At 35.2% G+C, this 20,186-nt stretch carries 21 protein-coding genes; 14 read left to right on the top strand and 7 right to left on the bottom strand.

Going from position 1 to position 20,186, the window contains the following annotated elements:
* Positions 1–69 precede the first annotated feature (69 nt).
* Positions 70–219, bottom strand: coding sequence for a hypothetical protein (locus tag NSQ74_RS19015; protein WP_173478347.1), 150 nt, complete (start codon positions 217–219; stop codon positions 70–72).
* 238 nt (positions 220–457) lie between these two features.
* Between NSQ74_RS19015 and NSQ74_RS19020 the strand changes: the two genes are divergently transcribed.
* The 5 genes from NSQ74_RS19020 (at position 458) to NSQ74_RS19040 (ending at position 4,848) form a co-directional block, all read left to right on the top strand.
* Positions 458–1,093, top strand: coding sequence for a hypothetical protein (locus tag NSQ74_RS19020; protein WP_340825413.1), 636 nt, complete (start codon positions 458–460; stop codon positions 1,091–1,093).
* A 338-nt stretch (positions 1,094–1,431) separates the two neighbouring features.
* Entirely contained in the window at positions 1,432–2,859 is a 1,428-nt protein-coding gene (locus NSQ74_RS19025; RefSeq protein ID WP_340825415.1) for a recombinase family protein, read from the top strand.
* Entirely contained in the window at positions 2,843–3,016 is a 174-nt protein-coding gene (locus tag NSQ74_RS19030) for a hypothetical protein (protein WP_340826544.1), read from the top strand. The genes NSQ74_RS19025 and NSQ74_RS19030 overlap by 17 nt, the downstream gene beginning before the upstream one ends.
* A 377-nt stretch (positions 3,017–3,393) precedes the next feature.
* A complete protein-coding gene (locus NSQ74_RS19035; RefSeq protein ID WP_340825417.1) occupies positions 3,394–3,930 on the top strand; it encodes a helix-turn-helix domain-containing protein in 537 nt (178 codons plus the stop codon).
* A gap of 57 nt (positions 3,931–3,987) precedes the next feature.
* On the top strand, positions 3,988–4,848 hold the full coding sequence (locus tag NSQ74_RS19040) for a YitT family protein (protein WP_340825419.1): 861 nt from the start codon (positions 3,988–3,990) through the stop codon (positions 4,846–4,848).
* A 52-nt stretch (positions 4,849–4,900) separates the two neighbouring features.
* Here NSQ74_RS19040 and NSQ74_RS19045 read toward each other — a convergent pair whose 3' ends face one another.
* The gene (locus NSQ74_RS19045; RefSeq protein ID WP_340825421.1) at positions 4,901–6,079 is read right to left on the bottom strand and encodes a YbfB/YjiJ family MFS transporter; all 1,179 of its coding nucleotides are present in this window, start codon (positions 6,077–6,079) and stop codon (positions 4,901–4,903) included.
* Positions 6,080–6,184: 105 nt separating this feature from the next.
* Here NSQ74_RS19045 and NSQ74_RS19050 point away from each other — a divergent pair, with 105 nt between their 5' ends.
* Positions 6,185–7,066: a LysR family transcriptional regulator gene (locus NSQ74_RS19050; protein WP_340825422.1), complete on the top strand. Its 882-nt coding sequence runs from the start codon at positions 6,185–6,187 to the stop codon at positions 7,064–7,066.
* Between the two features lie 203 nt (positions 7,067–7,269).
* Positions 7,270–7,581, top strand: a complete 312-nt coding sequence (locus tag NSQ74_RS19055; RefSeq protein WP_340825424.1) for a hypothetical protein — start codon at positions 7,270–7,272, stop codon at positions 7,579–7,581.
* A gap of 30 nt (positions 7,582–7,611) precedes the next feature.
* Here the strand turns inward: NSQ74_RS19055 and NSQ74_RS19060 are convergent, their stop codons facing one another.
* Positions 7,612–8,106 carry an NUDIX domain-containing protein gene (locus tag NSQ74_RS19060; protein WP_340825426.1) on the bottom strand — a complete coding sequence of 165 codons (495 nt, stop codon included), beginning with the start codon at positions 8,104–8,106 and terminating at the stop codon, positions 7,612–7,614.
* Between the two features lie 284 nt (positions 8,107–8,390).
* Between NSQ74_RS19060 and NSQ74_RS19065 the strand changes: the two genes are divergently transcribed.
* The 5 genes from NSQ74_RS19065 (at position 8,391) to NSQ74_RS19085 (ending at position 12,829) form a co-directional block, all read left to right on the top strand.
* The gene (locus NSQ74_RS19065; RefSeq protein ID WP_340825428.1) at positions 8,391–9,287 is read left to right on the top strand and encodes a hypothetical protein; all 897 of its coding nucleotides are present in this window, start codon (positions 8,391–8,393) and stop codon (positions 9,285–9,287) included.
* 55 nt (positions 9,288–9,342) lie between these two features.
* Positions 9,343–10,071, top strand: coding sequence for an ABC transporter ATP-binding protein (locus NSQ74_RS19070; protein ID WP_340825430.1), 729 nt, complete (start codon positions 9,343–9,345; stop codon positions 10,069–10,071).
* A complete protein-coding gene (locus tag NSQ74_RS19075) occupies positions 10,068–11,084 on the top strand; it encodes an ABC transporter permease (protein WP_340825432.1) in 1,017 nt (338 codons plus the stop codon). The genes NSQ74_RS19070 and NSQ74_RS19075 overlap by 4 nt, the downstream gene beginning before the upstream one ends.
* 148 nt (positions 11,085–11,232) lie before the next feature.
* Complete coding sequence (locus NSQ74_RS19080) at positions 11,233–12,111, top strand: ABC transporter ATP-binding protein (RefSeq protein ID WP_340825434.1); 879 nt, start codon at positions 11,233–11,235, stop codon at positions 12,109–12,111.
* A 16-nt stretch (positions 12,112–12,127) separates the two neighbouring features.
* On the top strand, positions 12,128–12,829 hold the full coding sequence (locus tag NSQ74_RS19085) for an ABC transporter permease (RefSeq protein ID WP_340825435.1): 702 nt from the start codon (positions 12,128–12,130) through the stop codon (positions 12,827–12,829).
* A 56-nt stretch (positions 12,830–12,885) separates the two neighbouring features.
* Here NSQ74_RS19085 and NSQ74_RS19090 read toward each other — a convergent pair whose 3' ends face one another.
* The 4 genes from NSQ74_RS19090 to NSQ74_RS19105 all read right to left on the bottom strand — a co-directional run bounded on the left by NSQ74_RS19090 (position 12,886) and on the right by NSQ74_RS19105 (position 16,543).
* Positions 12,886–13,911 carry an Rpn family recombination-promoting nuclease/putative transposase gene (locus tag NSQ74_RS19090; RefSeq protein ID WP_340825438.1) on the bottom strand — a complete coding sequence of 342 codons (1,026 nt, stop codon included), beginning with the start codon at positions 13,909–13,911 and terminating at the stop codon, positions 12,886–12,888.
* 135 nt (positions 13,912–14,046) lie between these two features.
* A complete protein-coding gene (locus NSQ74_RS19095) occupies positions 14,047–14,517 on the bottom strand; it encodes a DUF523 domain-containing protein (protein WP_340825439.1) in 471 nt (156 codons plus the stop codon).
* Between the two features lie 85 nt (positions 14,518–14,602).
* Positions 14,603–15,283, bottom strand: a complete 681-nt coding sequence (locus NSQ74_RS19100; RefSeq protein WP_340825441.1) for an HAD family hydrolase — start codon at positions 15,281–15,283, stop codon at positions 14,603–14,605.
* Between the two features lie 66 nt (positions 15,284–15,349).
* Positions 15,350–16,543, bottom strand: a complete 1,194-nt coding sequence (locus NSQ74_RS19105) for a YbfB/YjiJ family MFS transporter (RefSeq protein WP_340825443.1) — start codon at positions 16,541–16,543, stop codon at positions 15,350–15,352.
* A 692-nt stretch (positions 16,544–17,235) separates the two neighbouring features.
* Here NSQ74_RS19105 and guaD point away from each other — a divergent pair.
* Both guaD and NSQ74_RS19115 read left to right on the top strand, forming a co-directional pair.
* Complete coding sequence (gene guaD, locus NSQ74_RS19110) at positions 17,236–18,606, top strand: guanine deaminase (protein ID WP_340825445.1); 1,371 nt, start codon at positions 17,236–17,238, stop codon at positions 18,604–18,606.
* 111 nt (positions 18,607–18,717) lie between these two features.
* Positions 18,718–20,070, top strand: a complete 1,353-nt coding sequence (locus NSQ74_RS19115; protein WP_340825447.1) for a uracil-xanthine permease family protein — start codon at positions 18,718–18,720, stop codon at positions 20,068–20,070.
* Positions 20,071–20,186 lie beyond the last annotated feature (116 nt).

A 20,186-nucleotide genomic window follows, 5' to 3' on the forward strand; every position in this document is an offset into this window, starting at 1 on the left:
GCACCTAATTAGGTGCTTTTATTTTTTTAATAAAAGTATTTAAACTTGTACTAAAATCTTTAAACTTCGCTATTTCGCGCAATCGTCTTTATAAACCGTAATGCCACCCACTGTTAAGTCTTTTAGCGTTACCTGTCTGCCATATTCCCGTGACAGAATACTTTCAATGATTGGCAACAACTTTCGTACCTTTTCTTCTGTCATTTTTACAGCCTTCATTCCCCACACTCCTTTTTATCAGAATATGTCGAATAGGCTTGTCACTTTCGTTAAGACAAATTTCAAATTAGATACTTGGCAAACGCTCCTTCTTTCTTAATCACTTCTGGGCAGTTTCTCCACAACATACAATTTCCCCGATGTAGTTACTGCCAGACAATATTGAATACCAACTAAATCCAATGTACTATCTCCATTCGATTCACTTTCTGTTAAAATGATTTTAGAAAGGGAGTGATTGAAAATAACGACAGTGGAAAAGGAGAAATTGTCTGTCGGTTTGACACAATTTATTGATTTCACAGTTAGGCAAACAATGTTAGCAAAGATGAATAAAATTACTGAAATTAAAAATCAAGGGGATTATCATCCAGTAAAAGATCATTGGAAACAATTAAGAGAACGAATTAAATTATGCTATGAGAAAAATCAATCTCTAGAAAATTTAGATTCGTTGCTGACTGAAGTTCATGAGAGAAAAATTAATTCCTATACCCAAGCAATAAAGGCATTTAAAAAATTTACTCGTAAAAAGGAAATTAAATGGTTTGATCCACCTAAATCACTGTGGACATCTACTAATGGTTTAGTTGTTCGTTCGTCTCCCGAATTAGGTTTAATTATTGATGGCATACCTCACTTAATAAAATTGTTTTTTAAAGGGAACACTGAAAAAATTAATGAACGGAACATTCAACCAATCCTCACTTTAATGTTAGAAGCACAATGTAATGACCCTACCCCATCAAATATTGTATATGCTGTGTTAAACGTTAAAACAGCTAAATTACATGTAGCTACTCAAACAGACCCGAAAATTCTTCAAGCACTCCAGCTAGAAGCACAAACATACGAAAATATTTGGAGAAATTAAGCGTCTAATCCATTTCATTTTTTAAAACATATATAATTTGTGCGCATTGCTTACACTTCCCTCACTACACCCATTACCCAATTTAACAAATGCAATAATCCAACCTTTTTTCATGCTTGCTGAAGCTGGTGCCATTACCATACGACTGTTGTTTAATTGACTAAAGGCTAGAGCCTGAACATATAACAGGCTCTTCCTGTCATCAAAATTCATATCCGCTACTTGAAATGATAAAAATTTTTATTCTAAATCCAAACATCCATATACATATAAAAGTATTATTTCTATAGCTAGCAAAATATATAAAAGAAAGGAAGTATAGAAGGAGTGAAATACTTATGAAATGCGTCATCTATGTTCGAGTCAGCACGGAAGAACAGGCTAAACATGGGTTTTCAATTGCTGCGCAAATTGAAAAATTGGAAGCTTATTGTGTTTCTCAAGGATGGGAAATCGTTGAGGAGCCCTACATCGATGATGGGTATTCTGCTAAAGATTTAAATAGGCCATATTTTCAGGCTATGGTTGAGCGCATTCAGCAAGGCGGTATTGATGTCCTTCTTGTATATAAGCTTGATCGCTTAACTCGCTCTGTCCCTGATCTTCATACAATTTTAGCTGAGTTAGAGCAATACGAATGTAAATTTAAATCCGCTACAGAAGTTTACGATACGACAAATGCAATGGGACGTTTATTTATTACACTTGTTGCTGCGATTGCACAGTGGGAACGTGAAAATACAGCAGAACGTGTGCGTTTTGGAATGGAGAAGAAAGTAAAATTAGGTCACTGGAAAGGTGGCACGCCCCCCCTCGGCTACCAAGTAGTAGATGGTGAATTAGTTATCGATGAAGCAGAGGCTCAAATTGTGAAGGATATATTTAAGTTAGCAAGATCATTGGGGTTTTATTCCCTTGCCCGTCAATTAACGAATAAAGGAATCCCCACTCGAAAAGGCGGACAATGGCATGTCGATAGTGTGCGAGATATTGCCAATAATCCGACGTACGCTGGTTATTTAATGTTTAGCTCTAATCCGAAAGACATAAAAAAGCCTCCTCGTGAGCGGGTACTATTTGAAGGCAATCATAAACGCATTATAGATCGCGATGAATTTTGGGAGCTACAAGATTTGTTAGAAAAGCGCAAAATCTTAGGAGGGAAACGAGAATCGAGCAATTACTATTTTTCCTCGCTATTAAAATGTGCACGGTGTGGGCATGCGATGTCGGGGCACAAAGCCGGTAAGAAAAAAACGTATCGATGTTCCGGAAAGAAAGCTGGAAAAGCTTGTACCAGTCATATGATTTTAGAAAGCAATTTAGTGCAAACCCTCTTAGCAAAATGGGATGACTTAGTAGGTGGACATTTTCAAAGTAATGAAGGAGACGCCACATTTCCTATGGCACAACTTTCCGCATTACAACAAGAATTATCCATTGTTCAAAAACTTTCTCACAAGAAGAAGACAATGTTTGAGCATGATGTTATCGGGATTGATGAGTTAATTCATGAAAGTGAAAAGCTTCGTAACAAAGAAAAAGAGATTCAAGAAAAGCTAAAAAAATTACAGCACCAGGATCAGCGTCAACATATAGAAATCCGGACTGTTATCCGCAATATTGATACACTATGGTTGAATGCCGATGATAACGAACGTAAACAATTAATGACCACCATCTTTGAGCAAATTATCGTTGATACAAAGGATGATTATACGAGCAGTAAACAAGCAAGAGAAATTATAATTGTTGCAGCTAAATAATATGTCTTTTATTGGTGGCAGTACACTTATACCATGGGCGCTCATTCCCGCAGCTGCTATTTGTAACGTCAGTCCATTTGAGCTTGCACGGCGTAATTTATTGCCTGTAGCGATAGGACTTCTTGTCACAACCATTGTTGCGTTATTTTTAATTTAATATCGAGAATAAAATCAAAACTGATTATATGTTTTTCGGCACAAGGCATCGAGAAGTTTAACTTGATGCCTTTTATTCTGTTTATTGGAGCATAGGCTACGTTACTGTCTCCAGTAGCCTGCACAGTAAATCCCCTCACGGAAATCCACAGCAATTCACCTTACATAATTCTTCGTAGTAAAAAATATTGATTTCATCTAAATCGCCTTGTTACTTAACAAACGAATAATATTATCATATTCATATAATAATTTCATTAGCTTTTTACTGTACATCTGTTTAAAAATATATTATATTTTTTGATAATGTTCTCACATTGATAACATTTGATTTTTTCCATTGATACCATCTCTTTTCTTCAGATAGGGGGCTCGATTATGCTTAATAAAGCGGAGGTTTTAATGCATCCTGTAAGAATGAAAATTTTACAGGCACTGATGCATAATACAGAAGAAGGTTTAAGTACGTTAGAGATGATTTCTTTAATTAAAGATGTACCGCAAGCTACTTTATATCGCCATATTCAAATATTAATGGATGAAAACATTATTCAAATTGTAAAAGAACGCAAAGTACGTTCTGTTACGGAAAAATTTTATGCTTTAAATGAGGGAGCAGCAAAAATAGATGCAGAGGAGTGGTCCAAGCTAACGAAAAAGCAAAAACTCAACTATATTTCCTACTATCAACTAGCATTACTGTCTCAATATCAAAATTATTTAAACTTATTTGAAGAAGATTGCGTCGAGGATACAGCTACTTTTTCATTACTTGACTTATCTTTAACAAAGGAACAGTTTAACAACTTTCAAAATGATTTAAATGATTTATTAACGAGATACTATAATATGTCCGATTCAAGCAATAAGACTGAAACAAAAACAATTGCATTAAATATTATTCCAAAATCTTAAGTAACAATTTCTAGGCAAGATAACTGGATTTAAATTGTAAAGAAATGGAGAAGATTTATGAAAAAAGGCAAGTCAGTTGAAAATATAAGAAAATTTATCATGATTATTATCGGCGCAATCATCGCAGCATATGGACTGGAAGCGGTATTAATACCGAACAATGTTATTGATGGCGGCGTAACAGGTATTAGTATTATGGGTGCCCACTTATTCGGCATTCCGTTAGGGGTGCTACTCTTTGTACTTAATATCCCGTTTATTTATATTGGCTACAAACAAGTAGGAAAAACATTTGCATTAATGAGTAGTACTGGGATAGCTGCTTTATCGATTTCCACAGTTCTTTTACATGATGTTAAAACAATTTTAGGTCCAGAAGATCCTTTATTAATTGTCTTATCAGGTGGTATGTTACTCGGAATTGGAATAGGTATTGTCTTACGTAACGGTGGTGCATTAGATGGCTCTGAAGTGTTAGCCGTACTATTATCACGTAAAATTCCGTTTTCAGTCGGAGATATTATATTATTTATTAATGCCTTTATCTTCTTAGGTGCAAGCTTTATTTTCGGATTAGAAAGTGCATTATATTCAGCCTTAACGTACTATATTGCGAAAAACGTTATTGATATTATTCAAGTTGGTTTAGAAAAATCAAAAGATGTCCGCGTTGTCAGTGCCAAATCTGAGGAGATTGGTGATGCCATTCAAGCTCGTCTAGGTCGTGGTGTAACTTATACACAAGGGCGCGGCGGCTTTTCAAACGAACCAACCGAAATTTTAAACTGTGTCATTAACCGTATGGAAGAAAATAAGCTTGTGACAATTATTAAAGATATTGATAGCAGTGCTTTTGTCGTTATTTCTGATGTTTCAGAAGTTCGCGGTGGGAATTTCAAAAAACGAGATATTCACTAATACTAGAAGTAAGCAAGTGTCATTACTTGCTTACTTCTTTTTATTGATTGCATTAAAGTGAGTTCGCTATTACTTTTTCATATTTTATACCTTTTATTAGGCATAACGCACCTACTAATACAACAGCTGATGCACCTATTAACGCATATTGATAACTGTCTGTATAGTTGGCCAATATTCCTGCGAGTGAAGGTCCAAGCAATTGCCCTAGCGCATAGCCTGCTGTTAAAAAACCTAATATTTTATGACTATTCATAGGGACAATTTGCTTTGCTAAAGTAGTTGCTACTGTTGTAATCCCCATAAATGTAGCACCGAACACAAAAGCACTTGTATAAAGTGTAACAGTATTTGTTGTAAATGCTGGTAGGACAATGCCAAATGTCTGCAACAACATAGCTATGAATAATGTTTTTACATAACCCCAACGTTGTGCGAGTTTTGACCAAATAAAGCAAGATGGAATTGCTGCAATCCCAACGACAAACCATACAAAGACTGCATCTCCCTGAAAGCTTGTTGATTCTTTTGCAATGGATACAATGAAAGTTCCAGTAATAATATAGCCGAGTCCTTCTAGACTATAGGCAAGTACTAGCCATTTTATCCAACTTGTCGGTATGGATGTTCGTATTACAGTAGCTTCACTAGGTTCCTGTTGTGTGTTAGGTATAATTGGCTTTATAAAAGCTACAATGAAGATTAGCAAGATACTACTGAATAAGGCTAAGGCAATCCAAGTACCATACCAGTTAAATAAAGCTTGTATTGGTGATACAATTAAAGCACTTAAGGCAATCCCTATTCCAACACCACTATAAAAAATACCTGATAAGTGTGATTTCCTGCTATTAGCTAATTGATCAAGCACTAGACTTGCAGCAACGACAAAAATAAAGGCACTCATTACACCAGAAATAAACCGAAGCACATACCAAACAAAAATTGCATCAGTGCACCCCATTAAACCAGTTGTTACAATACTCATAACTAATGCTAGTTGTAAGAAGGGAATCCGTTTCTCTTGTATTTGTAGACGGCCAACAATAATTGCACCTACAAAATAGCCTAAATAGTTGCTCGTAGCTAAAAAACCTGCAGTTGCTCGACTAAATGCAAATGCTTCCTGCATGTACGGTAAAATGACCGTATACGAAAAACGACTAATGCCCATTGCAACAATGAATGCAAATACTCCTCCTATTAAATAATGAATTGTTTGCTTGTTCATATTTCCCCTCCCTCTCACATTCACTATAACTAATATTTTGGTATCACAAATAGACCGGATTATTTATAATAGATATCAAATAAATTGATAGCTGGAGGAAATATCTTGAATTTTAATGATTTATTTATTTTTCGAACAGTCGTACAAGCGGGAAGTTTTTCTAAGGCAGCCGCAGAACTCAATTACTCACAATCTAATATTTCAATGAAAATACAAAATCTTGAAGAATTATATAATGTAACATTTTTTTATCGTGGACATCGTGGGATTCGTTTAACACCTAAAGGAGAACAATTTTATGAAATCGTCTTAAAAATGTTACATCTGTATGATAAATCCTTTGAAATGCTCCATGATACGGGAGAACAAAAAGGTTTTCTGCGTATTGGTTCAATGGAAACTACTGCTGCACTACATTTACCAACACTTTTAACTAAATTTCATAAGTCATATGCACAGATAGAGTTAACAATTTTAACGAGTACATCGATGGAGAATATTAAACGATTAGAAAATTATGAGTTAGATGGTGCATTTGTTACAGGGCCTGTTTATAAAGAGCATATTTTAGCAAAGGAATTTATTAATGAGGAGCTTGTAATCATTTCGTCAAACGTGCATAAACGAATTGAAAAATTGCGCGATATAGAAAATTGCACACTTATTACTTTCCGTCACGGCTGCTCTTATCGGGCTATTTTAGAACATTGGTTACATGAAGACAGTGTGCAACCACAGAAAAGAATGGAGTTTGGAACACTTGATGGAATTATAGGCTGTGTAGCTGCCGGACTTGGGGTAACGCTCCTGCCACGTGCGATTGCAGAAAAATATCTGGCTACGCAGCCACTCGCCATTCATGTACTGGCAACAAAGCAAACACAAATCCCTACTTGGTTCATTTATCGTCAAGATGATTTTCAACCACCTGCGCTAACATATTTCATTGAATCGATTGGAGCGTACCAACAGCTTAGACAGCTGTAAAAATTGCCGATAATGACAGCCTCCAAAGACTGAGAAATAATAGATGAAGATACTATTTTTAACAGGCTAAACTATACCAAACATCATGCGATTGCTAGCTATGATATCAATTCCCAAGGCTACTTCACGACAATTTAAGCGGAAAAAGCTATACTAAATATAGTTATGAAACATTTTGAATTTACGTTATGAAGGAGAACTAAATGGACTTATTTATCGCTAGTGATCGCCAATTGCCAATCCGTTATTATGTAAATGAAGCTATTTGGATTCGCCGTGGTTGTTTTTCACCACCGCAATTAACATTGCCCTTTTTTGTGGAAGTTGAAATTAAGAACAGCTACAATTTACCAATTATCACTCAATATATTCGAGAATTCCAATGTCAATATAAGTACACTGAAATGCAAATTTTAATTAAGGACCAAACTATATTGGCTGAAATGCATGATATGCTCACTGAGCAGTTACTGAGCAATCACATGGTTTCCATACACCCACTTTTACCTAAGTAATTATTAAAAAGGTAACATATCGAGATTCGTTCAACTTGAACCTATAGCTACTGCATCGATTAAAATTAATTTAGAAAGTTCATGGTCATTAATTACAAATGGTACTTCAGATGGTTCAACCCAAATTCTAGTACACGATTCATGTTCTCGGAGAAAAGGCAAGCATTCAAGAACATCCATTCTAAAAAATGCCTGATAACCAATTACGGGATATTTACCTTTTGAATTAAACAATGGATTTTCTTTATGACTCACTTCGATTGCACCTATGTATTGGATTGTTCCCTTTACATATCCCTCTTCATAGGACTCACGAAATATAGCTTCTTCTATATTCTCTCCAGTTTCTACGTGACCACCTGGATAATTAAAACCACGATGTTTAATATGGGATAATAATACCTTTCCATCTTTCATACACACGGCATGAACACTTGTCACAATTAATGAATTAGTTAATTTCATTCGAGGCATCCAAGTTAGTTTTACTTTGCCTCCATCCCAGTCAACAATAATAGTCTGCATGTATTTCCCCCGCTTTGTATAGTTACTTTTTAATAAATATCCTTATATTTCCTTTCTATAACCTTTCACAAATTCCTCTTAATCAACAATCTTTTTTTCGTTAGCTACATTAAATTTGAAATAGTGATTTGGATTTCATTAAATTACAATGATTTTGAGAAACATTAAAAACATAAAATTATCCTTCTCTAAATATGCATACAATTGGGTTAAGAAGAATAGAAACCTAATAGAGAGATAATGCAAAATTTAGCAAATGAAAAATAAAGTGGGGTGTAGAAGAAATGCTTGAAATAAGTGATGCAAAAGAATTAGTACTCGGAATTGTGCAGCATGATCCATTGTTTATCGTTCTACAACATACACCATTAGAAGAAACACTTTATGGTGATGCCTATTTAACACACATCCATGAAAAAAAATATTATAGTATTTCAGAAGTTGCAGGTTGGTTTGAAATAACGGATGCTATGCTTCGTTACTACATTAAACCTTTTGACCAGTATATTTTTGATAGCGCCTCTAATCATCAAATCACGAATATTCGGTTGGACCTCCCTGCCATTTTACGACTTCGGATGATACTACTTTTAAAGGACGAACACCGTGTAAAGGGCTTAAAACTTCTTCTAGGAATTGACGATAGCGGTCAGCAAATTAAACATCAAATTACGGCTACCACTCTTGCTTCATCAGATGATTTAGCCCATAAAGTCGATGTTTTAGGAAGTGTCCTACAGCAAATGATACAAACCGGTTTATTTCATATGGAACCTAATGAAAAGCAAGGAACATTGCACATTACGATTAACGAAGATTTTTTAGCTCAAAATGTTCTTTCTTCCGAATCGAACCGCAAAATCGAAGACATCCAAAATGAAACAAATGAACTGAAACATATAAATGAACATCTCCAAAAACAAATGCTAGAATTACAAGAAGGTAGCGTAAAGGATATCGTAAAAAAAATCCGTGAACGCCATATTGAAAATGAAATCGTTTCAACATTACGCACAGAAGCACTGCAACAATTTTCACTAGAGAATAAGTCAGGATTTTTCGCAAAAATTTTTAGATCCTCACAAATTGAGATGGAAAAAGAGCAGTTTGTTTTTAGCTATATTTCACAACATTTAGAAGAACGCTTGGAAGCAGCACTCAATACGTATTACGGTGCCTGACACACAAACAATTCTGAATTGTTTGTGTGTCAGGCACCTCAAAGGAGTTGGTTTTTTGAAAGAACATGCAATTACATTAAATGCTGTCGAAAAACGTTTTCATCATAAACAAGTCATAGCACCATTATCTTTCGACATTCCAACAGGTCAGTTAATTGGCTTACTTGGTCCTTCTGGCTGTGGGAAAACGACATTGATAAAATTAATAATGGGAATGTTACAGCCTGATAATGGTACTATTCATGTATTTGAGTACACCGTTCCCCATAAGCAGTTGTTAATGGATATAGGGTACATGGCGCAATCTGATGCTCTTTATTCAGATTTAACAGGTGCCGAAAATCTGCATTTTTTTGCAAAACTTTATCGATTATCAAAAAAAGAACGGCTTGAGCGTGTGACGTACGCTGCAAATCTTGTTCGTTTAACTGACGAATTAAATAGTAAAGTAATGCATTATTCAGGGGGGATGAAAAGGAGGTTGTCACTGGCAATTGCCCTTATTCAAAATCCAAAGTTATTAATTTTGGATGAACCTACAGTAGGGATTGATCCTGTATTAAAACATGAAATTTGGCAGGAGCTAACTCGTCTAAAAGAGCAAGAACATAAAACTATTTTAGTAACTACACATGCAATGGACGAGGCTGAACGCTGTGATCAATTAGCTATACTACGTAACGGCCACATTCTAGCTCAAGGTACACCGTTAGAATTGAAAACAAAATATAAAGCAAAAGATTTTGATGAAGTGTTTATAAAAGCTGGGGGTACAATACAATGAGAATTGTCGCACTAGTTACAAGAATTATTCAGCAAATGCGACGCGATAAACGCACACTTGCACTGCTATTTCTTGCCCCCCTCCTCGTGCTTTCATTAATGTATTTTATTTTTAATAGTAATGAGCAAGTTGTCACACTTGTTGTCTCACATGTTCCTACAGAGCTTATTGAAAAACTGGAAGCTGCTGATTTTGAAGTTACAGAAAATAATGATGTTACTATAGCCAAACTAAAAGAACAAAAATATGATGGTTGGTTAGCACTTCACAACAATCAAATAAAGCTCACCTTATTAAATGATGATCCTACTACTACTAAAGCCGTTATGATGAAGTTGTCACAAGTATTACAACCTGAGCAAGCTTCTAACATGACGATCACAACCGACTATGTATATGGTAACAAAGATACGGCTATTTTTGATATTTTCAGCCCAATGCTTATCGGCTTCTTTGTTTTCTTTTTTGTTTTTTTAATTACAGGTATAGCCTTATTAAAGGAACGTACTTCAGGAACACTAGAGCGATTACTAGCAACACCAATTAAACGTTCAGAAATTGTCGCAGGTTATCTGATTGGTTACGGATTGTTTGCCTTTATGCAGACAATTATTATTGTCCTATTTGGAATTTATATCCTCGGTATTGTCCATGTTGGTTCTATTTGGCTCGTGTTCCTTATTAATATTTTAATTGCACTAGTATCGTTATCATTAGGCGCACTTTTATCTAGCTTTGCTGCCTCAGAGTTTCAAATGATGCAATTTATACCTATTGTTATTGTGCCACAAGTATTTTTTTCTGGTATTTTCCCCCTTGACAATATGGCGGAATGGTTACAAAGCATTGGTCACATCATGCCATTGTATTATGCAGCCGATGCATTAAATGGCGTTATGTATAAAGGGTATTCCTTTAATGAAATTGTAGTAAATTTAGTGATTCTAGCTTGCTTTGCTATTGTCTTTATTATGCTAAATATTATTAGCTTAAAAAAATATCGTTCATTATGACATTCTCTGCCTGCGATTATTGGCAGAGTTTTTTTGCTTACGCGCACAAACAAAAATAGGAAATAAAACCATTTTAAAGGAGTATTTTTCGGTAAATTAATTTATAATAGATTCAATAGAATTATCACTAACAAAAAGGTGTGACCTTATGAGTGCAATAATGGAAGTACAAAACATTTCTAAACAATATAAAGCCAAGAAAGTTTTAGACAATATTTCTTTCTCCATTTATTCCGAGGAAATTGTAGCGCTTGTAGGGAAAAATGGCTCAGGTAAGAGCACGCTACTAAAAATTATTGGGGGCATAGTGGATTGTGATTTTGGAGAAGTGAACAAACATGTACCATCTTTAAAAATTGGGTACGTACCAGAAGTTACTCCTTCTCAGCTATTCTTTACGCCAGAAGAGTATCTTTTTCATATGGGCAAAATTAGCGCCATACCTAAAAAAACATTACAACAAAAAATAGACGACTTACTCAAAATGTTTAAAATGCAAGAAGCTCGTTCGACAAGAATGATTAATTTTTCAAAAGGGATGAAGCAAAAAATTATGATCATGCAGGCGATGCTTGAAGAAACACATCTTCTCATCTTGGATGAGCCCCTATCTGGACTTGATCCTCGCGCCCAAAATGATTTAGAAAACATCCTTTTATCCTTAAAAGAAAACGGCTACAGTATCGTTTTAACTTGTCATGAAACAAAATTACTAGAAAATCTTGTGGATCGTGTCTTATTAATTCAAGATGCCCAAGTGATGCAAATAGAGGCATTAACGGAAGCCACTATTCCAAGCAATCAATTAGTTTTTGAGTTTCCCAGTCAAAGTTCGCTGGAGGATTTCCTACCTCTTATTCAAATCAAACAAATGCGCACATTAACTAATGGCTATCAAGAGGTAATGGTAACGGTTAGTCAGGCGAATACAGATAAGATTTTATTGGCATTACTCCAGCGTAATGCTGCCATTAGACAGCTTATCCCTATAAATCATAAGAAGAACCAATTTTATAACCATTTTTAGGAGGTTTACTAGGTAAATGATGAGTTTATTGCACTATCAATTGATAAATTATCTAAGGACTTATAAATATATCCCCCCTTTTTTTATTTTCATTTTATGTACGGTAGTCAATTATGCATTTGTGCCAAACCCAATTTTAGATAGTTACTCATTTACTTCAACTCTGCTCTTCTTGTTAATGGGATGGTTTACAGTAACAATATTTCATGCGGAGGATGAAGGGCAAAAAGTCATAACTATACTACATTCTAAAGGGGAAAAAGCGTATTTTGGAGCGCTTTATTTGATTTGTATGGCGATTGGTTTTTGTCTCAGCTGGGTGTCAGTAATGTACCCTATTTTGATAGATGCATTTGGTGAGAAGCCAAGAACTTTACATATAGTATTGGGCTTCTTAGCTCACTTTAGCCTATCAATTCTTGCTATTGGACTCTCTGCTCTTTTTACAAGGGAACTGGTGAAAAACAAACAAAATTCTTGGTGGGGTGTTCTTAGTATTCTAATCATTTCAATAGCAATTGTCTCCTTGAAACATGAAGTAAAGGGTTTTATATGGCTATTCCCCCCTGTACATCTTTCTTTAGAAATGATGAGTTCAGATGATAGCCTTCAAGCAATTCCAGCCATCTTTTATTGGCAATTTATTTGGATTTTTATTTATAGCTTGCTACTAATACGTCTATTCTTCTTTATGTTGAATCGTAAAAAGAAAATATAATAAGTGCCTGGCACCCAAACAATTCTAAAAATTGCGAGTGCCTGGCACCTAAAATATTAATCGTGTAATCCTTTTAACTGCTCAATTTCAGTAACAGTTAGCTCTGTTAATTCTGCGATTGTTTCAATATCGGTGTTTCTTTTTAATAATTTCAATGCAATTTCCGTCTGCATCTTTTTTTCTCCGTGTTTGATACCTTGTTCTATTCCTTGTTCTATTCCTTGTTCTATACCTTGTTTTAATCCTTGTTCTATTCCCCGTTCTAACCCTTTTAATAGCCCTTCTTGCTCCGCTATATGTTTTGTATCTTCTAGCTTCGCCGCTTCATCAAGGATGTATTTCAAACGAGATTGGTAAGCATAATAATCTTCAGGTGACTGACTTAAATCTTGCCAAACATTAAAAGCATTGAATAACTCCTCATCTTTCATGGCGAGCGCCTCCAATTCCAAATAGATTTCTTCATAGACTTTCTCTTTGCGTACATCGACCATTCCTAGTAGCATTAACCATTTCGCAAGTACATTTTCCCACGAATTTAATTGCTTTGCATACCATTGCTTTATAAATTTATTCATGTCGATAAAATGTATTTCCAGCACATCATCCATTTTAAACTTCCCCTGATTGTCGTAAAGTTGGAAAATAGAATGATAATCTTCTGTTTGTTCAAATAAACTAAAATTACAAATATTGATAGTAATTGTTGGTCGTAGTTTGTGATACCCCATCCCCTTACGAAGCTGTGAAGTATAAATTCTTGACCAATAATACAGTGTTCTTTTCATCATATCGTATTGATTTGTTAGTTGAATTTCTACATTAATAAATAGATCTTCTTGTGTTTTAACTAAAATATCCAAACGTGATTGCTTATCATCTACATGCTCGCTACCAAATTCTTGCCTCATAAAAGAAATCTCATTAATAGCGTTACGACCAGTGCGATCTAAAATAGCATTTAGGAAAGCCACAGTAATGTTTTTATTCTGCTCAGTGCCAAAAAATTGTTTAAATGCATAATCTACCTTTAAATCTACAAATCTCTCAAGTGGGATTTTACGTAAAGTCTTTACACTCATTCGCATCACTCCAATTGATTTACCTCAATTATAACATTTTGTCGATTTAGGAAAAAATGAAATAGGCTTAAATCATTTGTTACTGCTACGCCATAAAAAAACAATTTCCTTTTTAAAAAGGAAATTGTTCTTGAATCATGATTGATTTTCAAGCAAAAAATCTAAAAATGTTTCTTCTGACATTACATGAATGTTATTTCTTCTTAGTAGTGCAGTTGTCACACCTACCCCCACTATTTTAGAATCATTAAAATGACCATTATAAATCACTGAACTACCACAAGAAGGGCTGTATTCTTTTAATATGACCGTGGTAGCGCCTATTTCAAGTACTTTCTGCAATGTCGCATATGCTCCTTTTACATAAAGCTCTGTTACATCCCGGCCAGATTTTTCTAACACAACAGCTTTTCCATTTAGGACATCCTCACCGTCTCCTCCGATAATTTCTGCTGGTTCTCGAGGTGTAGTAAAACCACCCATCAATTCAGGACAAACCGTGATGGCTTTGTTTTCCCTAACAAGCTGTTGGATGCTTTCATTCAAACTATCTGTACCGTTATAACGTACCTTTAACCCTGCTAAACAGCTACTTATTAACATCATACCTAATCACTCCAAATAATTGGGTGCCTGGCACACAAACAATTCTGAATATTTCAAGTGCCAGCATCCCCTAAACAATATTTTATTACACTTCTCTTAAAACCATTTGTTGAACTAATAATGGAATTTCACTTAATTCGTCGATATTATAATCTGCTTTTTCTGTTTGACTTGCATTATTTCTTTTCCAAACCGCTATCATTCCCACATTTTTGGCGGCCTCTATATCGTTCATTGCATGATCGCCAACAAACATACTTGATGCGACATTCACCTTTAATTTAGTTAAAGCACGAGCAAATATTTCAGGGTTTGGCTTCTTCATGCCCTCCCATTCAGAAATCAAAATGACCTCAAATTTTTGCTCGATGCCAAGAGCTTGTATATTATCTAGTTGGAATTGCCCGTAACCATTCGTAATCATGCCAAGCTTGATATTTTGTTGTTGTAATTCATTAAGCATACGATGCAGATGCTGAAAAGGAATACAATAATGTTTGAAGTTGGAAACATAATCATCAAGTAACTCTTTTTCTGTACAATCTGTTAAATTAAATTCATTTATCAATTGTTTATAAACTTTATCCTTCCAAACGTATCCATTATTGTCCAGTTCGATAAATCGACTGATATAGTCCTCTTTTGGAATACTTGAGAGTTTAGGAGCTAGACGTTCATATTGATGTGAAACAAAAGCAATCAGTGACTTGTCTCTGTCTAACAATGTACCATCTAAATCAAATAGTACAGCTTCAATAATGGCCATTCCCTCCTTTTTTTCGGTGCCAGGCACACAAACAATTCTGAATATTTCGGGTGCCTGGCACCGTAATTAAGGTGTAGATTGTACGTTTAAATTTGCTATTTTTTCTTGTTGTTTCATGACGATCCATTTACCGCATAACATCACTATCAATGCTAAGAATACAATAACTCCAGCAAATATGAGCGCTGCTTTATAGCTGTTGTATATTACTACAAGCTGTCCAGCAATTATTGGCCCGATTATTTGTCCGAATGCATAAAATGTTGTTAATACTGACACGACTGGACCACTCTGGGTTGGAAAAAGCTGTCTAGCATATGCGGTTGTTAATGTTACAATGCCAACGAATGTTAAGCCAAATAAAAATGAAGACAATAAAACACTCCACACTGTTTGTGAAAATACCGGCAACAAAATCCCTAGCACTTGTAATATGTATGCCACAAACAAAATTTTAGTTGCGGAAAACTTTTCTAATAAAACTGTCCAAACTGGGGCAGATGGAATTGCCGCTACACCAACAATGACCCAGCTATAAGAAGAATACGCTTGGAGCGATGGAATATTATGAATAATATCTACTAAAAATGTCCCTGTAATAATATAGCCAAGCCCCTCAAGCCCATATGCAGCAATAAGCCAAGGCATAAAACCTCGCGACATTTTTGTATCAGACGATCTAGTAACTTTCACGCTATCGTGAACTTGTAAATTTCTCCATAAGATCAATGTAATAATTAATAAAATTGCTGATAAAATTCCTAAGCCAATCCAAGTACCTTGCCACGCAAAACGTACTTCAATGAAAGGTACGAACAATCCAGATATGGCAATGCCAAGCCCTATACCGCTAAATAAATAACCTGACCACTTTGTCAGTGACTGTTTAGCTAAATAATCCATAATAATACTAGATGTTAAAACAAATATAAGCCCTCCTGTAATCCCTGCAATTAAGCGCAGGACAAGCCAAACACTATAAATTTCAATTAGCCCCATAAGGACAACAGAAATGACGTTTAACACAACACTCAACAGTAAAAAATTTTTCTTTTGTCGATAGATAAATCCAGCCCACAATGCACCAATAAAATAACCAATATAATTACTGGATGCTAAAAAGCCGGCAACATTAAATGAAAAACCGACATCCTCCCGCATAAATGGCAAAATAGGTGTAAAAGCAAAACGGCTAATGCCCATTGCTACTACGAGCAACAATACTCCTCCAAATAATACCCCTATATGTTGACGATTCATCGCATCCCCTCCCCTTTTTATTGTTAATAAAAGGATACTTAATGAATATTAATAAAGCAAACATATAATTTATAAAATTTTTCCAGAAATCAATTTATAAAACAATATTTTATATATGTTGCACCGATTTTTTTCACAAAAAAGACTCAAGTATTTACACTTGAGTCTTTTGGTAAATCTATTTAATTAATAATTGGCTCTTAAACTAATAATGGTAAATAAAATGATCAAAAAAACGAGAAGACATAATCCCACTATAATAATAACTTTTTTACCATACATACTTAATCACATTCCCTCTAAAAAAATTAATTGAATGTTAATAGTGATTGGTATTTTACAACTTTACTAGGTGATTTAATTACCATTTTCCAGGAAACTTCTACTTTATTTAATACAGCAACATTAATTTCCAAGCGTCTTCGATAGTCTACACCACCTTTAATTGATAATAGTTCTCACTTATATTTTATTTAAAAATCCCTAGGATGCCAACCCCCTCATTCCTCTTCCGCCTCACTATATATTTCCATTCCATAAAATTGTTGTAAAACTCTTTTCATTTTATGTTAATTCCCCTTAAATCTCTATTAAATCAAAAAGCTTTTATTCGTTTTTTTATAGACTTTACAGTTTAATTGTCCTATAATATTCCCTGCTGATACTAAAATACGAACGTTGAGGTGTAAACCATGAGTGAATATACGCAAATTTTTAAAGGGACTGCTTTTTCTAGTAAGTCTTCAAAAGAAGTACAAATATTAAAAGATTATCTTTTTTGCATTAACGCAGACGGCATGATAGAAAAAACTATTGCACCGGAACATCCTGAATATCAAACCTTACTAAATACATACGAAGGGAAAGACAATTTTCATCAATTAACTGACGGACAGTATTTCTTCCCAGGCTTTGTTGACTTGCATGTACATGCACCCCAATGGGCTCAAGCTGGAACGGCTTTAGACATTCCTCTAAATGACTGGCTAAACACATATACCTTTCCAATCGAATCTAAGTTCTCTGATTTAGCATTTGCCAAAGAGGTCTATGAAGATTTAGTTAGTACCCTACTTGCCAATGGCACAACTACATCGTTATACTTTGCAACTGTCCATAAAGAGGCGAGCTTATTGTTAGCTGAAATATGTGCTACAAAAGGACAACGTGGTCTAGTTGGGAAAGTTGTCATGGATGACCCTGAACAAAACCCAGAATTTTATCGTGATGCAAACACAGATACAGCATTAGCAGACACAGAAGAATTTATTTTAGCTGTTAAAGAATTAGCAAAAACTACAAAACAAGGTGTATATCCCGTTGTAACGCCTCGCTTTATTCCAAGTTGTACAGATAATGCATTAAAAGGTTTAGGTGAATTGGCTGCTAAATATGATACACATATTCAATCTCACTGTAGTGAGAGCGATTGGGAGCATGGTTATGTACAGGACCGCTTCAACAAAAATGACGCCTATGCGTTACATGACTTCGGTTTATTAGGTGATAAGTCTGTTATGGCACATTGCAATTTTTTAAACGATGAAGATGCAGAATTATTTGCTGAAACAGGTACAGCGATCGGTCATTGTCCAATCTCAAATGCTTATTTTGCAAACAGTGTCATTCCAATTGCACGTTTCCATTCAAAAGGGGTGGATATTGGTTTAGGATCAGATATTTCGGGTGGCTTCTCTCCGAGTCTTTTCGATAATGCAAAACAAGCTGTTATGTCATCTAGAATGTTGGAAGATGGTGTTGATACAGCGCTACCTGCAGACAAACGTGGCGTGCCAGATTCACGCATAACAATCAATGAAGCATTTTATTTAGCAACAGCTGGCGGTGGTGAAAGTTTAAGCCTACCAGTTGGTCGCTTACAAGAAAACTTTACGTGGGATGTTCAAGTAATCGATACAAAAATAGCATCTGCCAAACTTCCAATCTACGATAAAAATGAAGAATTGATCGATATCTTCCAAAAAATCATGTATCTTGTTCGTCCTGAAAATATTCGTGAAGTGTGGGTGCAAGGAACGAAAGTTCATGAAAGAAGCAATTAATTTAACAAAAACAATACTCTCCCCTTTGCTGTAGCAGCAGGTGGAGGTCATGAACAAAGATAAAAATACTAATCATAATATAAAAACTTAAACTTTGAGGTGTACATCTTAGTGGAAACGCAAAAAAACAATCTAGCAAACGATAAAAGTAATACCACGCATTTAACCGTTTTACCCGATGAAAAAGTGCCATTTAGCCAATCAGTTCTTCTAGGTTTACAGCATGTTATGGCAATGGACGTCTATGTAGTTCCCTTCCTTATTGCGATGTTAATTGGTTTGCAATCAGGTCAATCAAGTGCATTGATACAATCGACTTTTATTGCAGCAGGGATTGCGACAATTGTTCAAACTCATTTTTGTATGAAGCTACCGATCGCACAAGGGCCGTCTTATGTACCACTAGGTGCGATTGTAGGTATTTATGCCGCTAGTGGCAGTGGCGAACTTGGTTGGAGCTCTGTGTTAGGAGCAAGCTTAATTGGTGCAATTTTTGTCATTATTTTAGGCTATACAGGTATTTTCAATAAAATTGTTAAAACTTTTATTCCTCCAATTGTAGGAGGTACAATTATTTTCGTTGTTGGATTATCGCTAATGCCAGTTGGTTTAAGTAGTAATATTTTTGAAGGTGCTGGTGCTACGATTAACCAAAATATTTATTTAGCTCTTATTTCAGCTATCGTATTAATTGTTTGTGTAATGCTAGGCTCTGTGTTCCGTCAAAAAGGTCGTGCATTTCGTATCGCATCTGTCATTATAGCGTTACTTATAGGTTGTATCGCTGCTAATATAATGGGTGTATTAGATTTATCAGCAGTTGGAAAGGCAAAGTGGTTTAGCTTACCACAAATTCCTTTCGCAGATTTTGGCTTTACATTTAACTTTTCAGCTATTTTGACAATGATCATTATTTATATTGTATTAATGGCTGAAACAACAGGTACATGGTTTGCGGTTAGTAATGTCATTGAAAAACCATTGACAGATAAACAAATAAATCGTGGGGTAATCGGAGAAGGTATCGGCTGTTTCATCGCCTCATTATTAGGTTCGACACCAGTAACAGGCTATTCAACGAATGCAGGTGTTATTTCCATTACAGGTATTGCAAGTCGTCGTGTCTTTATTGCTGCAGGTGCTTGGTTTATTTTGTTCGGTTTTTCTGGTAAATTAGCGGCATTAATTTCTGCTATTCCATCGGCAGTTATCGGTGGTGTCTTCGTTATCGTTTGTGGCATCATTGCGATTAGTGGGTTACAAGTAATGAAAAATGAACGCATTGGCGAAAAAGAAATGTACGTCATCGCTGTACCAGTCATTTTAACATTAGCGTTAACATTACTACCGAAAGATTTCTTATATTCTTTACCAACAACGGTTCAATATTTATTTGGCTCACCAGTAGCAACCGCTGCTCTAGCTGCCATTCTTTTAAATAAAATATTACCGAACGTTAAATAGATTACTAAAGTATGAGACTGTAGATAAACTTACAATGTGAGTTTGCCTACAGTCTCTTTTGTTTCGTTCAACGTAGTCCATTGAAAATAGTAAAATTCAACAAAACGATGCTATGA

Origin of the sequence: Lysinibacillus sp. FSL W8-0992, assembly GCF_038008685.1 — a bacterium.
Taxonomy (GTDB): Bacteria; Bacillota; Bacilli; order Bacillales_A; family Planococcaceae; genus Lysinibacillus.